We start from the raw sequence: 16,263 nt of genomic DNA on the forward strand, positions 1-16,263 counted from the left end.
ATTATTACATTATTATATATTATTGGTAGGGATGGATAAATTTGATAAGGAAAATATTGTATCTCCCCATACAAGTAACAGCCATTTTGGCTGGTTTTGTTTTTCTGATGAATATCCCTATATTTTTCCAATTTAATGCTAAGGAAAAAAGTATAGATATGGATATTAGCTTATATTGGAAGTATTCCAAAAGTAACTTAGGCTGGTTTCTTCATATCAAAGACGAATTTCCATTTATATTTGAATATTTAAACGCCTCAACCATTGATAAATATATTTATACCATGAGCATCTTACTACTTGCTCTCCTCTTTGTAATAATTGCGGGGCTTATTGTTTCCATCACAATCATGATGCTGCCCATTTCCGCCCGAAAGAGATTAAAAGGTTTTATTGATTTCACGACGAGTGCACCTGAACTATTAATCATCTTCTTGTTACAATATCTGGTCATCTATCTATATAGAACATACGATATTAAACTGTTTCAGTTATATGGTGGATTGAGTACACAGCCTTATTTTTTACCGGCCTTCGTATCTTCCTTTCTTCCGGCCCTTTTCTTAATCCAGTTTTTATTAAGAGAATTTTCGAATGAAGAGGGAAAGGATTATGTCGTATTTGCTAGAGCAAAAGGCCTGTCACGCAGAACTATCTATTTCAAACATATCATACGTAACATTATTCCTTTATTACTCATTCATTTAAAAGTAATCATATGGTATATTCTGACAAATATCATTGTGGTAGAATACTTATTTAACATTGACGGGTATATCGGAATTGTAAAATCCTTCTTTGCAAAGCGGATTGTTCCATATGTAATCAGTCTTCTCCTTTTTGCCGTTCCTGTTATTCTATCTAATTTACTATCTTGGATCATAACCATTAGAATGAATAGAAAGGACCATAACAGTATATGAGATTATTAAACTACAGGAAGACCATTTTTGGCCTGTTGATCTTGAGTCTTATCTTAATTCTAAGCATTCTTTATCCATTATATGGTCCGGCAGATTTTAACAAAATACGAATTCTTTATGGTGAAAATGGGATGAAGGCCGGAGTCGCACCATTCCCACCTTCATCCCATTTCCTTCTTGGTTCTGATCGAAATGGAGCAGATATCCTATTAATGATGATTTATGGTGCGAAATATACCATCCTTATTGCATTTGGTATCACCATACTGAGAGTTTTTATAGGCGGTCTGTTCGGGATTATCTTTTCATTTTGGCTAAAGTTCCTTTTGCCAATTGTAAAGGATTTGCTTGTGGTATTTCGGATTATTCCGCATATTATTATTACCTTGCTACTTATTACTGCTACTTCAACTACCTATGTAAAAGATGGGACCATGTTCATCATTGCCTATCAGATGGTCATTTTAGTTATCGTGGGTGTCCCTTCTGTCCTAATTAGTACAACAGATATCATCCAAGAACTAAAAGGAAAGTCTTTTATTCAAAGCTCATATTTAATGGGGGCAAGTCATTTCCATATTATAAAAAGGCACTTGAAGCCTTTTATGAATTCTTATGGTTTGCTGCTATTTGTTCAACAATTACTCAATACGTTGGTGCTGATTATGTTCCTTGGCACCTTCAATATTTATTTGGGTGGTATTTCACTTGAAGAAATTGTTGGCACAGATCAAACAGGGAGTCTGGGGATCGGTGCTCACAACGTTCCAGGTCAGGTTAGTTCACTTACAAAGGAATGGTCGGGGTTAATCGGGCAAAACTACCGAGAATTCTATCGGATTCCATGGATTGTCTTAGACCCACTATTTGCCTACTTTTTTTTAATATTCATCATTAATATGATGAAAAAAGAACTTGAAGCGGTAATGGAGGGCAAATTCAAAAACCGCCAGACTAAGAAAGGCCAGAAAAAGAAAACTCAAGGCAACAATCCTGTTCCACCTCTTTCTCCGGACTTTACCTTTTTAAATAAAACAGATTTGGAAAATCAAGTAAAATAGAACAAGAAAAGCCATTTGTGATTTTTTCCATTCCACAAATGGCTTACACTTAGAAAAGACCTGCTTCTCTTGCCGCTGCAATACTATTTCTAGCAAACTCTTCTGCAGACATGCCAACATTCTCCCAATGAATATACATTAAGCGTGGATTTTCAAACAGCCAATGGTTATGAAAGGCTGTTACGATAAGTCCTCTTTTCCGTAATGATGCGATAAATGGATTAAGTTCTCTTTGACGAACAACCGATTCGCCAAGATTTAGACCATTATTTTCAAAGGATAACATAAACGGAAGTGCAAGCGGAGAACGAGTACGGCGACCTAAAATCGTAGCGTTAATATTTCGCAGGCGCATGACAACACAAACAGGCGCTGCTGAAATCACTTCACCGCCGATAATATTTGCCAGTCGTTCGCATGTTGATTCATTTACATTCCTAGCAGTACCTGTCCTTCGCTTGTCGGTCTGATGCCCCGTAAACCTTGGACTCGATTCTAATTCAGCATCCATCTGATTGCTACCTGTTCTGTTTGAAACATGGTCAGTTGTTCTTGAACTGGATTCCATTCTCTCGTCCATCTGATTGCTTTCAAAAGAGCTTGTATCGACATCACGATTTAAAAATCGGACCCAATGATCGAAATTGTCCATTCTTTCCATAAAATCACCTCCCAAAAATGTCATAAATTTAGAAAAAGCCTGCCTCTTTTGCAGCTTCAAAACTATTTCTAGCAAACTCAAAAGGATCCCCAATGTTTTCCCAATGCATATACATTAACCTTGGCTTTTCAAATAGCCAGTGATTATGGAAAGCTGTCACGATAAGACCTCTTCTTTGTAGCGCCGTCATCAATGCATTCGCTTCTCTTTGAAGCAGAACAGTTTCCCCAAGGTTAAGGGTTTTTCCATTTACATTGTTCTCAAATGAAAGTGCAAAAGGAATGGCTAATGGGGACTGGGTGCTGCGGTCTAAAATCGAGGCATCGATATTACGAAGGCGCTGTACTACACAAGCTGGCGTTGCGGTTATAACCACTCCCCCGATAATATCTGCTAATTGTTGGCATGTTGAAGTGTTGATTCCTCCAACGGAATTACGGTCACTATTTCTAGTTGCAGGACGCCATACCCCTTTTGGAATGGATCCCATTTCATTTCTTTCCAATACTAATCACCTCCTTGTCCAATATTACTTACTAGTTTATTCAGTGATATCGGACAAGTATGGACTAGTGACCGGAAAGAACTATCTTTTTTTTAAAACATGGAGTAATTGAGCTACCACTAAAAAACGTAAATGGCGGGAGTTTCTCTGCTACTTAATTAATGATCTTCGGCCCTTCAGTTATATGGAAAATATAATTTTATTTTCAAGAGTAATATTATCTATCAAAGTAAATAGTAAGGATATCCTGGTGAATAGTGGGGTAAGCAATGATTCTCATTTTATTCTTCTTTCTCAACCTTTTTGTTTTGGTTTTTTTCCTTCATTTTCAAAAAAGGCATCTCCATTTACTTGAGGTATTGGTTTTATGGCTAATAAGTTCAATGTTGTTTCAAAATTACTCAGCTCTCTTCTTCATGAATTTCAAATTTATTGTCATACCAAATGTTCTCAGTCTAGAAATGACACATTTCATGAATCGGACCGTTTTACTACCCGTTCTGACGCTCATCTTTTTAAATTGGTTTATCGTGATAAAAGCCTTTTATCAACGAGCAGTTTTTATTTTCGCTTTTATTCTTTTGCTAGCTGGAATAGAAAAGTTGGCAGATTATGTAGGTATTTTTAAACACATTCATTGGAGGATAGGGTGGTCACTTGGGGTCTGGACTATTTATATTCTTTTGTTGATTCTTATTATGCGGATTTTCCGGAAGACATTGGTTAAGGAAGTGGGACAATCTTGAATTGGCATTTTGACTGGAATGAAATGATTATGTTTGGTTCTTCCCTGATTGCCCTTTTCGTCATTTTAATGCTGCGGAAGTATTTCCATAAAATTGTTTTTATCATTATTTGGATATACTCAATTGTTTTTGTTGAATCTACTGATTATTTTCTGGCAGCCAGCCCTTTTCGGGTATATTATTGTGGAGATAATGTTACATATGAACCTTCGGCAGCCGCGATCCACCTTTTTCTTTATCCAGTATTTTCATTTATCTTTCTTCTTTTATATAATCGGTTGAATATCTCCGGCATCAAGCTCATTCTGTATATTCTTGCCTGGGATATTTTCTCTACATTCTTTGAATGGTTATATTTAATCAATGGGGCCTTTACCTACACTGGTTGGAAAGTACATTATTCTTTCTTCGTTTATCCACTATCTTCCCTACTCTTAATTAAAATATATAAGTTTACCATTTCCCAATTAAATAAACCCATACCAACGTAAGCCTTTTTGATTTTAATCAAACTAAAGACTAAAGGACATTTCCCATCTTTTAAATGAGGAAATGTCCTTTTTTCTGCTACACAACTGATTCAGTCCCCTTATTTTCAGTCCTTCGTCGCTTACCTATCATCGACTTGATTACACTTAAAATAAACAAAAAGGGAATATAGCCAAATATGAAACCTATGCCTATATAACCGACAGCCTTTTCCAACTCTTGCTTGATTAATATATCCTCTGCGTTACTAGTGAACAAAAAGTAACAGACGATAAAAAGGAAAAGAATGAACGTTGGAGTTACCTTGCTAAAGGTACGTTTTACAATTCTGACGGAAGACCATAAATAAATACAAAAAGTTGGGATTAAAACTAATAACCATGTAAAGAGAAATAGAAACTCAAACCGTTCTAGAAACGGCAGTTGGATTACTTTAATCATGGTTAATGTAGGCCATGCTAAATGTTGGAGTTTACCTTGTGTGAAGTACATAAAGGTTAGGATAGTTATCACCAAATATAATAGGGTGGTATAAAGCAAACCAATATTAACCCACTTCTTAGAGGCCATTCCGTTTTTAATAAAAGGAAAATAAACAAGAATGGTCTCAAATCCAAAATACATGAATCCACTTTCTTTTGCTGAGATTAAATATTCCTTGAAACCGTGAGTAAAGAACGGCATGATGTACGTATGATCAGTAAATTGAAATAAGTAGACAATCGTTGTCAGCATCATACTAGGAATGACTACTCCCCAGAATGCAATGCCTGCAATAAGTCGAAACCCACCAGATACAATATAATAAATACTAACACAGAGCAGGAGGGAAAGCTCCCAAGATCCAATCCCATCAAACACCCATATTTGGAGTATGTCGATATATGCCTGAACGGCAACTAACCCAACTAGAAAAAAATAGATAGCCACTATGATATTCAGAAAACCACCTATAACTTTACCAAATACATCGGTTTGAAATGAAATGAGGTCTCCTTGGCTGGAGTTTCTTATGATATGTACGATCATAAGGAAAATAATATGCAAACTGAGCCCCACAGCCAAAACGGAAACCCAGGCATCTTGTCCTGCTCCTTTAATAATAGCGGATTGATACTTTAATACGCCAATCCCTGTTTGTGACGAATGAATGAGGAAAAACAGGAAATAAGGTGAAACCATTGCACTTTCCTTCATCTTCAATTGCATCCATGACCATCCTTATTTATTAAACATTAAGACCAGCATTGATCATCTCTAAATGAACATCTACGTTTATGGGCAAATTAGGATACATCTCATAAAATTCCTTTTTATCCCACTTCCGGCTTTTTGACCTCACAATATTACCAATTCCTATTGGGTCAACGTGATTTCCTTTTAGCGTCATCAATAGCTCTTCCACATCTTTTTTTACCTCCGCAGTGATCAGCTTTCTCAAAAGTTCTTTATCTTTCTCATTCGAAAGCTTAATCCAAGAGGGATACTGTGTCACTGTCCAATCAAGCTTCAGGGTTAGATTTAAAGCAGGTTGATTACGGGTGTCACTTTCCAATTCCCAGTTATTATGATTCTTGTAGCCGCGTACAATGATGATTCCCTTCCTACCCATGTGTTCAACATCCATTTTTAGAGTACCTTCCGTCCGGGTATCCTTTATTGCAGAAAAAATGAGCGTTTGTTCTTCATTTAAACGAAGTTTTAACCTGTCACCCTTAAATACCCCAATGCCTTTAACCACCATCTTCTTTCGGTCATCAAGTGAAATCATCGGTACAAAGGCATCCATTCCTTGACCATAGAAATGATTGAGAAAAAAGTGAAGATTCATTTCCGGTAAATATTGCCTTGTCATATTATGTTGAATGATATCTAGTAAGTTCAGTGTCCCCCCCTTACTAAATTCCTTCAGGGTATAAGCAGCTGATTGTTCAGAAATGGCCAGTTGAGTTCTAGTTCCAATCTCTGGGGTGACAAGCAATCGTTCTACCATATCAGTGATTCCAGACTCCGCATACTCCTTTCCTAATACAATAACTCTGAGTTTCGCTAACATAATAGGCATGTCGGAATGTTTATTAAGTTGTTGATACAATAAATTGTGGGCAATCGCCTTTTCCGTTAAAAGTTCAATATTGTCAGAATCCTTACCTATTTTATAATTGGGATAGAGCGCTGTTCCAATCAATTGCTTATCTTCACCCAAATCGAATCCGAATACATGAACCATGCCTAATTTATCGATTGTCCTCATTCTCGTGCAACCACAAAGACTGCCTATACATAGGGATATCAGAAATAGGATCAGCCAACTTTGCCGTTTCGTCATCTTTTATCTCAACTTTCCTAAAGGTTATTCAGTATTCAGGCCTTCCTCGGGGTCCTGCTTAGTCTTTGGATCATACATTTTCCGGGTTAAGGGTCTTAGAAACGAAGTACGCTTATGAATATAGGGAAACGGCAGCCTCGTAAATGATTGACTAAAACCTCCCTTTCTGTAGGGGAATAATGGAATCATATAAGGACTGCCAAATGATTTAAGACGCATCAAATGCCCAATTAAAAGAATGACACCAAGATATATACCAAATCCTCCATACAGGGCAGCGAGTACAATAAAAGGATATCGCAGAATTCTTATTGCATTTGACATTTTATAAATGGGGGTCGTAAAGGACGACAGGGCTGATAAAGCGACAATAATTAATAAGATATTACTGGTTAAGGCCGCTTCAACGGTTGCCTGACCAATGACAATTCCCCCGACAATCCCAAGTGTCTGCCCAATTTTCGTTGGCAGCCTTGCACCCGCTTCTCTTAAAAATTCAATAGTTAATTCTAAAAACAGAACTTCTACTACTGGCGGAAAAGGAACATTTGCCCTTGAATAAACAATTGGACCCAATAAATCCTTCGGTACCACCTCAAAGTGGAAAGTTAGAATGGCTACATAAAATGGAGTCGAAAAAACCGAAAACAGCATACCAATGATCCGAATGAGTTTGAAAAATGTACCAACAATCCAAGGGAGATAAAAATCTTCGGGAGATGAAAAAAAGTCCATAAGGTTTGCTGGCCCCGTCACAACATAGCACGATTTATCGCTAATGATAGCCACTTCCCCCTGTACTAAAGCGAAAATGGCTCTGTCTACCCTTTCGGTTGTGATATATAACGGAAATGGGGTGTTGACGTGGTCCGAGATTAATTGTTCCAATCGGGTGTTATCGTATAATAAATCAATATCAAGATCTGATATCCGTTGTCTAGCTGTCTGAACATAATCCGGATTTGTAACTCCCTCTAAATAGGCAACTACAACCTTCGTTTTCGATCTTGTTCCCACCTCCATCTCATCAAATATGAGATCGGTTGTTACGAGCCCGCCCCTTATTAGATGAAGATTTGTATTGAGATCCTCGATAAATCCCGTTTTAGGGCCAATCACACTAAATTCATTTTCCGTTTCATTGGTTTCACGGTTCCCGAATCGGCTGTTCCCGAGGCGAAGGAGGGCACAATCTTCTAGATTGTCCTGTAACTGTATAACGGCGTATCCTTCATGGAGGCGGTTGCCAACTTCTGTGGCATCACTTGAAATCTTAATCCCTTCAATGGGAATCAGCTTCTTAATATCATGAAGGTCTTTGATTGAATCTATTTTTTCTATTAAATTAGGGAGGACTGATTGATGAAGTAAATTCGTATCAATTAACGTCTGAAAGTAACTAATTCGTACACAGTGATTGGACTCTACGGGATAAAAACTAGAAAAGTCACTGGACCTTTTTACCTTCTCAAGAACCTTACCAATCGTTTCCTCCTTTGTTTCATATGTAATTGGTTTTCTTTGTCGGATTCGTTTTTTGAACATCTATCCACCATATCCCCAATAAAAGTGTAATACTTTTCTATCTTAGTATGTTTCAACCTCAATTATTTATGTTTCTCTTACAGTGAAATTCCACTCAAAATCCCTTTGTTCAAAATAAAAAGCCTTACTTTAATGTAAGACTTTCCGCTACTCCACTTCTCCAGGTATCTCTTGTCTTTCTTTTAGATACTTTCTCCCTAGAATCTGACCGTTTATCTCTTTTGATTTTGAATAAAGGAAATAATATCAATATATAGGCTGGTCATTTCTTGAGGGGTTTTATCTAAACCATTTTGAACCCATTGTTCAATTAATCCTAAAAAAGCAGACGTGATAAAGGATAAAAAATATTCCAGTGGAACGTTTAAATGGGCTTTAATACTTTTATTTTTCTCTAAATTAACACGCACTTTTTCTGAAAAGGCATCTCTAAGTCGAATGTGAAAACCTGCTCTGCCATGATTGCTTAAAAATATCCTCAATATTGGCGAATGTAATTCAATCACGCTGAATAACGTAGCGGCCAAATGCTCTTGTTCTTTTTCAAGTGTTTGAGTAGAGGAATAGCGAGATTGTAATTCATCTATATGATTTCCTATTTCCGCAAACAACTGCTGCTCTATTTGGTCAAGTAAATCGAATTTATCAATAAAGTGTAAATAAAATGTCCCGCGATTGATTTGTGCTATCTTCGTAATATCGCCTATCGTAATCGATTCAAACGGCTTTTGCTCTAATATTTGCAAAAATGACCTTTGAATTAGCTCCTTCGTTTTCCGATTCTTCTCTATATAAATACTCAATACATCACCTTCTTCTCAAAATACAACAACCTCTGTCCGTTTGTTCATTGCTTTAGATACTCCCTGATTATAAGATATTTATGTACTACTAAACAACATGTTGAAAATTCAGAGGGAGTGAAATTAAGTGATATTATTTAAAGAAAAGTTAGCATGGGCAGCTCCCATTGCTGTAATATTGATCATCGCACTATTCTCTTTAAACTTATTTGCGCAAGGAAATCCACAAGTGAAGAATCTTCCCGTTGCACTTATAGTGAATGATGAGGGCGATCATGTAGACGCTGTAAAATCAGCCATTGGACAAATGCGTAAAGGCATTGATGGCAAGGAACCAATGTTAGCTTTTACAAATGAAAAAGAAGCAGATATTGAAGATTTATTTGATGATAAAAAGTACTATGCTGCTTTAGTTATTCCTGAAGGTTATAATGATAGACTACAAAACGCCATAAATAACAACGCTGCTGCAACTTTGAAGGTATATATTAACCAAGGTTTTAACATGACTGGTGCAAACTATGCGAAGACGGCTTTAAACGGTTTCATTACGCAATTAAGTAACCAATATTCTAAGAACTTTATCGCACAAATGCAGGGGCAGCAACTGGATGCGAACCAAGCATCTGTACTTGTGAACCCGATTGTACCTGAAGAAAAAGTATCCAATGCCATTACTGCCTCTACAGCAAATGGGAGTGCGCCAACATTAATGGCGGTGCCCGCTTGGGTTGGTGCACTAATCGGTGGTTTCATTGTGTTTTTAGCAACATCAAACATCTTTAAGAAACAATTGTTAACACGTAAACAAACAGTACGCCTAATGGGCGGACAAGTCTTATTTGGTGTTATTATTGCGCTATTCTCGGGCTTTACAGTTGCAACGCTTGCAAAGATCGCTGGTATTAACATGCCAAGCTACTTCTTAGTTGCATTCTTTGTATCATTTGCCGCATTCTGTTTCTACTTATTAGTCTCAGCTATTACGGCATGGATTGGCAAACCTGCCATTACATTATTTATGGTGGTTATGCTATTAGGTATGGGTGTTCTTATGACACCGCAAGAAATGCTTCCAAGCTTCTTCGTAAACTTTATTCGTCCATGGGTACCTCTTCGCTTTGCTTCTGAAGGGTTAAGGGAAATCTTCTACTTCGGTAGCAGCTTTTACACTGGTGGTTCATTCAACACGATTTTAGGAATGGGTATTGGAGGCCTAGTCATTTACCTACTATCTATTTTCAAACCAGCACGTGGGCAAAAAAGCTAAATTGAAAAACCAAAAAAGTTATTTTGCATTAGATGCAAAGTAACTTTTTTGGTAGATAAAGAACACGATCTACTTATTGATAGGAAACGGTATATGAAAGCCCCCTATCCTTTTCTCACAATAATAGATTGATAGCTATTAAATAATTTGATTGAAAAATTCTTTGTGAATTCCTGCGCCTCGTGAATGAATGCATGTAGAGCGGGATTCGTGAATTCGGTCGATCGAACCTCCAGGCCTAAATTCTGGTATACCTGTGGGCTTAAATAAGAGGCCGTAACTCTGGATAAGGCTGAAGGGATGGAAAGCTCCGGGAGAATCGAATTTCCTACCCCTTCCTGAACCATGGCAATAATAGTGGCAATATCACTGACTTCAAATTGAACATTCGGAGAGAATCCTTGTTCCTTAAAAATGGATCGAATAACATGATTGCATTCCTTTGGCATGATGAAGGGTTCACTGGCAATATCCTTTACCTGAATTAATGATTGATGGCTCATAGGATGGTCTTCCGGGACAAAAACGACCATTTTATCCTGGAGTAAGGGGATAAATTCAAATTCCCGCTTTTCCTCCGTCACCACCACAACATCCACTACGGATAATTTAAGCCAATTTTTTACTTCTTCCACACTCCCTTCATAGAGAACCACTTCTACCCCCGGAAATCGTTTCTTAAAAGAACTAATCAATCCCGGTAATAGCTTCGACGATATACCTGAAATACTTCCGATTCTGATTGTTCCTGATTCAAGTTCGGTAATTCCGGTTGCTTCATTGATAATCTTGGTTTTAATTGCGATTAACTCGAGAATCAAACCCGTGATGCGTTCGCCGATTTTAGTTAGGGTAATCCCGTTTCTGCTTCGGTTCAATAATTTTACATTTAATGCTGATTCCAATGCAGCTACGGCCTGACTGACGGCGGATTGGGAGAGTCCAATTTGTTCACCAGCCTTGGTAAAACTTTTTGTTTCCACTACCTTTACGAAAACCTCTAATTGAAATAGAGTCATAGAGCACCTCAGCTTTATGCATTAGTAATAACTTATTTATATCATTCAAAGTATTAATTTTACTAATAGTATAACCCATCATATACTACATACAAAAGACAATGGGAAAGGGGAAGAAAATCATGAGTTTATTACAAGCAGAGGGACAGCAAATTTATAAGGAAATTCAAACAAGTCGGTCTGTGCTGGTCGATTGCTGGGCACCATGGTGTCCGCCTTGCAGATTAATTGGAGCCGTTTTGGAGGAAATTGATTTAGAATTTGATGTAAAAATTGTAAAGGTAAATGCGGATGAAAGTCTAGAGTTTATCAGTGAGTTTCAGGTAATGGGTTTACCAACATTATTACTTTTTCAAGATGGTCATTTGGTAAAAAGGATCACTGGTTTTCAACCTAAGGACCTACTAGTTAAAACCCTTAAAAATTCAGGAATCATTGTATAAACGGGCCTCCCTAATTTCGCAGTGGTTTCTTGAAGGGTAGCAAGAAACGTTCCTTTATTAGGGAAAATTGCCCATAAACTTTCTTCAATCGAAAGTTGTTCTAAATCATCGAATGGATTTCCTTTTGTCGTTGCAAATCCAATTTCCTCCCCTTTAATGATATGGATGTTTTCGGTTCCATTGGGAATAGTAGGATATTATTGGTATATTTTGCAAAGTTTATATATTAAAGACAACAAGGGGGCCAAGGTCTGTATGATTAAAAAAAAGGCTCAGAAGCACTCGTTTAATCAAAGGATCTTAAAGGATATTGAATGGACAAATTCAATTCCTTCAAATGTTCAAAATGAAAATATCAACACTGAACTCATGATCAACGAGAAAGTTCTTAGAGATACCTTTCACGGTTGTTCGGACGTCATATTTCGTTTAGTTGACATCAACAGAGGCAGCAAATTACTTTTCATTTACATGGATGGGTTAAGCGATACAAAGACCCTGGAGAAGGTTGTATTACAACCAATTATGTACAATGGACTTCCTAACTCATTTGATAAAACTCATAGAGTAGAACAAATCATCGAACACCAACTTATTGCTATTTCACAGGTCCAGAAGGTTTCGGGAATTTCAGATGTGGTTAATGGAATTTTAAAGGGCAGTGTCGCCCTTTTAGTGGATGGAGCAAATACGGCCTTAGTCACGGATCTTAAAGAATTTGAAAAACGAAATATTGAAGAACCTTCTGCTGAATCCACTATCCGTGGACCTAGGGACGGGTTTACTGAGACCTTGCGAATTAATACAAGCCTTGTTCGCAGGCGGATCCGCAGTGTAAAGCTCAAAATGGAATCCTATACGATTGGTCAATTATCTCAGACGGATATTGTCATCGCCTATATTGCTGGAATTGTCCCCATTTCTATCCTGGAGGAAGTCCAAAAAAGAATTCGCGGAATCCAAATCGATGGGGTCATGGAATCGAGTTATATTGAGGAATTCATTGAGGATTTCACTGGATCACCATTCCCACAGATTCAAAATAGCGAACGGCCAGACGTGATCTGTTCCAGTTTATTAGAAGGGAAAGTGGCCATTTTTGTCGACAATACTCCCTTTGTATTAGTGGTTCCCATGACATTTTGGAGTGGCTTACAAGCCGCGGATGATTATTACGAACGGTCTATCTATACAAGTTTCATTCGGATTATTCGCCTTTGTTTATTTAACATTGCCTTGCTTTTTCCATCCTTGTTTGTGGCCACCATCACCTATCATCCACAACTAATCCCTACCACCTTATTAATTAGTATCGCTGGCGCAAGGGAAGGAGTACCATTCCCTACTGTCATTGAGACCTTGTTGATGGAATTTATGTTTGAAGGTCTTCGTGAAGCGGGAATACGGTTACCAAAGCCCGTTGGCTCTGCTGTTAGTATTGTGGGAGCTCTTGTCATTGGCCAGGCCGCTGTACAGGCAGGTATCGTATCTGCTCCTGTAGTAATTGTTGTCTCTACAACTGGTATTGCATCGTTTGCCATCCCGCGATACAACCTAGGGACTTCCTACCGGTTTCTCCGCTTTCCGATGTTGGTATTGGCAGGAACACTCGGATTATACGGAATTGTAATGGGCGTTTTTTGTATCCTTATCCATCTACTTAAACTTCGTTCGTTCGGAGTTCCCTATTTGAGTCCAGTATCACCACTTATCCTTAAAGATTTAAAGGATGTATTTATTCGGGTACCTAGATGGGGCATGATTAACCGCCCATCATTCAGCTCAACAGCAAATAAAAAACGTACTTTTGAAGGGCAACAACAAAATCCAAATACGGGGGATCAGACGGATGAATAAGAAATTACTCCTCTTTTTCATTATTGTACACCCCATCTTCATCCTCTCTGGTTGTTGGGATAGTATGGAGTTGAACGAACGGGCTATTGAACTCGCATGGGGGATTGATCAAGCAGAGAACAAAGGGATTCAGATTAGTACACAGGTTATCATTCCTTCCAAAATAAGGGGAGGAGATAGCGGCAGTGGTGGAAGCCAAGGCAAAGCCTATTATGTCGAAACAGGTAATGGGAAGGATACACTCGATGCCGTTCAACAAATGCAGACAAAGCTGTCTCGACAAATATTTCGCGGTCAACGACGGGTTATCGTCGTTGGAGAAGAACTGGCCAGAAATGGAATCAAAGATATGTTAGATACCTATACTCGGGATCCAAGCATCAATTTACTGACAGATATCTTTGTTATCAAAGGTGGGACTGCCAAGGATTTTCTTCAAACCTCGCATCCCTTAGAGGTTATACCTGCCGTAGGGGCTTTAAAAGAATATTACCAGATAGGGTCTTTAAAAGAGGTAGGATTTCTAAACTTTTTGCTTTTTGCATCTAGTGAGAAAAGCTGTCCAACTATGGCCGCGATTGCATCATCTAACTCTTCTTCACTCGGACAGAAAGCAAATGGCTTTCGAATTGCAGGGACGGGAATATTTAATAAAGACTTGAAATTAAAAGGCTACCTAAATGTATTAGAAGGAAAATCACTGCGCTGGGCAACTGGAAACCTAGATTTTCTGACGATCACATCACGTGTACCCAATAAAAAAGGACATGTTAGTATAGATCTTAACAAAGTGGGTAGTAAGATTAAGCCCATCATAAAAAGGAACCGTATTCGATTTCTTGTCACCCTAACAGGGCAAGGCGCTATTCGGGAAAACAACACAAGTTTAGACCTCACCCAGGTTAAAAATGTCGCCATTGTTAAAAAGGCATTAGAGAAACAAGCTGAAGAAAATGTTCGAAACACCATTACTAAGGTGCAAAAAGAGTATGGTACGGATATCTTCGGGTTTAGTGATGTCATTAAACGAAAAAATTTACGTCGTTGGAAGTCTTTAAAGAAAAACTGGGACAAAGAATTCTCTGAAGCTGAGGTAACTGTAAAAGCAAACTTAACTGTTCGAAAGATTGGAGTAACAGGGAAATCATTAATTAAATGAGCATGAAAAACGCTATGAGACTTCATCGCTACTTGGAACAAGACCTACTTCCGTTTACTTAAAAGGATTCCACTTTTTCCTGAATTCCCTCAAATCCAAGGAGGAAAATTATGAATAAGATTTCTATCTACCAACTTTTTACTATTACCTTTATTTTTCAATTAGGAACAACTGTTATATTCGGCTTTGGAGGTTCAGCCGAACGTGATGCATGGATTGGCCAACTTGGATCATTGTGTCTTGGCATACTCGTTGTTCTCATATATACCACCTTAATGCGGATGAACCCAGGATTAACGCTTGTTGAGTGGTTTCCCGCGCAATTTGGACGCTGGATCGGGATACCCCTTTCATTTTTGTATCCTGTCTTATTTCTCTATCATGTGGGTAGAAGTCTTGCGGATATTAGAGATATGATTTCGACAACGATTTTATTCAACACTCCGTTGATCATAATTGAAGGAATATTTATTATCGTTATTGCCTACTGCATATACGGTGGAGTTGAGATCATTGGTCGGTTGGGAGAAATGTTTTTTCCTTTAGCTATCTTACTGTTTTTCATCCAGGTTCTATTTCTCTTTACTTCTGGTGTGATGCACCCACATAATTTACTACCTATCTTGGAAAATGGATGGACGCCTATTTGGGAGGTCATCTATCCTGGAGGCATCACTCAGCCTTTTGGAGAAACCATCGTCCTTTCTATGTTCTGGACAGATACTAAAAATCCCGAGAAGATCATGAAAACGGCTATTCTCGCTACCCTATTTTCTGGAGTGATCATCACATGCTGGGACATACTTGCCATTGCCGTATTTGGAACGATGTTTTCACACTTTCTCTATCCACTCTACACCTTAATGGGTACCATTAGCATTGGGAATTTTATTGAAAACCTACAAATTGTCGGCATTTTATTCTTTATTTTGACAGCATTTTTAAAAGGACTCATGAATATGTTCGGAGCGTTAAAAGGGTTTCAACAATGCTTAAGGATGAAGGATTTTCGTGTTTTGATCATTCCAGCAAGTATGATCGCTCTGTTCTTGGGAATGACCATGTCAAAAAACATCTCGGAACACGTCTATTATCACCACATAAAAGTATTAGTCCCTTATGTATGGGTACCATTGTTTTTAATTTTACCTACCATCCTACTCATCGTGACATGGATTCGACAAAAACTTTTTAAGACCAAAACTCTAACTACCCGTACAGGATGAAGAATATAAATGCGATAACTGAAAATCTAAGGGAGACGGAACGTTCCCAATTTGCTACACTAGCAACCAAATCCTCTACCATTCTGTAAATTTACTTTTCTAAATTATTGATGTATAAAAAGCTAAATAAGCCTTTAAATAAGTAAATTTGGGAAATTACACTCTACTCTTACTAAAAAAAGGCGACCCATGAGAGATCGCCCTTTTAAAAAAAAGGAATCATATAA

15 protein-coding genes are annotated in these 16,263 nt (G+C 37.9%); 8 read left to right on the forward strand and 7 right to left on the reverse strand.

Translation table 11 applies throughout. The annotated features are described in order from the left end of the window. Positions 1-41 precede the first annotated feature (41 nt). Both G6554_RS20935 and G6554_RS20940 read left to right on the forward strand, forming a co-directional pair. Entirely contained in the window at positions 42-923 is an 882-nt protein-coding gene (locus G6554_RS20935; RefSeq protein WP_166245474.1) for an ABC transporter permease subunit, read from the forward strand. Continuing rightward, positions 920-1,984, forward strand: a complete 1,065-nt coding sequence (locus G6554_RS20940; RefSeq protein WP_166245476.1) for a hypothetical protein — start codon at positions 920-922, stop codon at positions 1,982-1,984. Before G6554_RS20935 ends, G6554_RS20940 begins: the two co-directional genes overlap by 4 nt. Before the next feature lie 49 nt (positions 1,985-2,033). Here G6554_RS20940 and G6554_RS26240 read toward each other — a convergent pair whose 3' ends face one another. Next, entirely contained in the window at positions 2,034-2,645 is a 612-nt protein-coding gene (locus G6554_RS26240) for a DUF1259 domain-containing protein (RefSeq protein WP_347564334.1), read from the reverse strand. A gap of 28 nt (positions 2,646-2,673) precedes the next feature. Continuing rightward, on the reverse strand, positions 2,674-3,150 hold the full coding sequence (locus tag G6554_RS20950; protein WP_242637699.1) for a DUF1259 domain-containing protein: 477 nt from the start codon (positions 3,148-3,150) through the stop codon (positions 2,674-2,676). A 742-nt stretch (positions 3,151-3,892) separates the two neighbouring features. Here G6554_RS20950 and G6554_RS20955 point away from each other — a divergent pair. Then, positions 3,893-4,387 (forward strand): hypothetical protein, encoded by a 495-nt coding sequence (locus G6554_RS20955; protein ID WP_166245478.1) that lies wholly within the window; start codon positions 3,893-3,895, stop codon positions 4,385-4,387. Between the two features lie 76 nt (positions 4,388-4,463). Here G6554_RS20955 and G6554_RS20960 read toward each other — a convergent pair whose 3' ends face one another. The 4 genes from G6554_RS20960 to G6554_RS20975 all read right to left on the reverse strand — a co-directional run bounded on the left by G6554_RS20960 (position 4,464) and on the right by G6554_RS20975 (position 9,062). After that, entirely contained in the window at positions 4,464-5,594 is a 1,131-nt protein-coding gene (locus G6554_RS20960; RefSeq protein ID WP_166245480.1) for a GerAB/ArcD/ProY family transporter, read from the reverse strand. 19 nt (positions 5,595-5,613) lie between these two features. Continuing rightward, on the reverse strand, positions 5,614-6,714 hold the full coding sequence (locus G6554_RS20965; RefSeq protein WP_166245482.1) for a Ger(x)C family spore germination protein: 1,101 nt from the start codon (positions 6,712-6,714) through the stop codon (positions 5,614-5,616). A 24-nt stretch (positions 6,715-6,738) separates the two neighbouring features. Then, positions 6,739-8,259, reverse strand: a complete 1,521-nt coding sequence (locus G6554_RS20970) for a spore germination protein (protein ID WP_166245484.1) — start codon at positions 8,257-8,259, stop codon at positions 6,739-6,741. Between the two features lie 212 nt (positions 8,260-8,471). Beyond that, positions 8,472-9,062: a TetR/AcrR family transcriptional regulator gene (locus G6554_RS20975; RefSeq protein WP_166245486.1), complete on the reverse strand. Its 591-nt coding sequence runs from the start codon at positions 9,060-9,062 to the stop codon at positions 8,472-8,474. A 127-nt stretch (positions 9,063-9,189) separates the two neighbouring features. On the opposite strand from G6554_RS20975, the gene G6554_RS20980 reads away from it, so the two are divergent. Further along, entirely contained in the window at positions 9,190-10,332 is a 1,143-nt protein-coding gene (locus G6554_RS20980; RefSeq protein ID WP_166245488.1) for an ABC transporter permease, read from the forward strand. Positions 10,333-10,436: 104 nt separating this feature from the next. On the opposite strand, the gene G6554_RS20985 is transcribed toward G6554_RS20980, so the two are convergent. After that, positions 10,437-11,351 carry a LysR family transcriptional regulator gene (locus G6554_RS20985; RefSeq protein WP_166245490.1) on the reverse strand — a complete coding sequence of 305 codons (915 nt, stop codon included), beginning with the start codon at positions 11,349-11,351 and terminating at the stop codon, positions 10,437-10,439. A 122-nt stretch (positions 11,352-11,473) separates the two neighbouring features. Here G6554_RS20985 and G6554_RS20990 point away from each other — a divergent pair, with 122 nt between their 5' ends. The 4 genes from G6554_RS20990 to G6554_RS21010 all read left to right on the forward strand — a co-directional run bounded on the left by G6554_RS20990 (position 11,474) and on the right by G6554_RS21010 (position 16,036). After that, positions 11,474-11,794, forward strand: a complete 321-nt coding sequence (locus G6554_RS20990; protein ID WP_166245491.1) for a thioredoxin family protein — start codon at positions 11,474-11,476, stop codon at positions 11,792-11,794. A gap of 255 nt (positions 11,795-12,049) precedes the next feature. Then, on the forward strand, positions 12,050-13,651 hold the full coding sequence (locus G6554_RS21000; RefSeq protein WP_166245493.1) for a spore germination protein: 1,602 nt from the start codon (positions 12,050-12,052) through the stop codon (positions 13,649-13,651). Beyond that, positions 13,644-14,810, forward strand: a complete 1,167-nt coding sequence (locus tag G6554_RS21005) for a Ger(x)C family spore germination protein (RefSeq protein ID WP_166245495.1) — start codon at positions 13,644-13,646, stop codon at positions 14,808-14,810. Before G6554_RS21000 ends, G6554_RS21005 begins: the two co-directional genes overlap by 8 nt. A 110-nt stretch (positions 14,811-14,920) precedes the next feature. Continuing rightward, the gene (locus G6554_RS21010; RefSeq protein WP_166245497.1) at positions 14,921-16,036 is read left to right on the forward strand and encodes a GerAB/ArcD/ProY family transporter; all 1,116 of its coding nucleotides are present in this window, start codon (positions 14,921-14,923) and stop codon (positions 16,034-16,036) included. Positions 16,037-16,263: the final 227 nt, after the last annotated feature.

Origin of the sequence: Bacillus sp. MM2020_4 (assembly GCF_011250555.1) — a bacterium.
Lineage (GTDB): Bacteria > Bacillota > Bacilli > Bacillales > Cytobacillaceae > Neobacillus.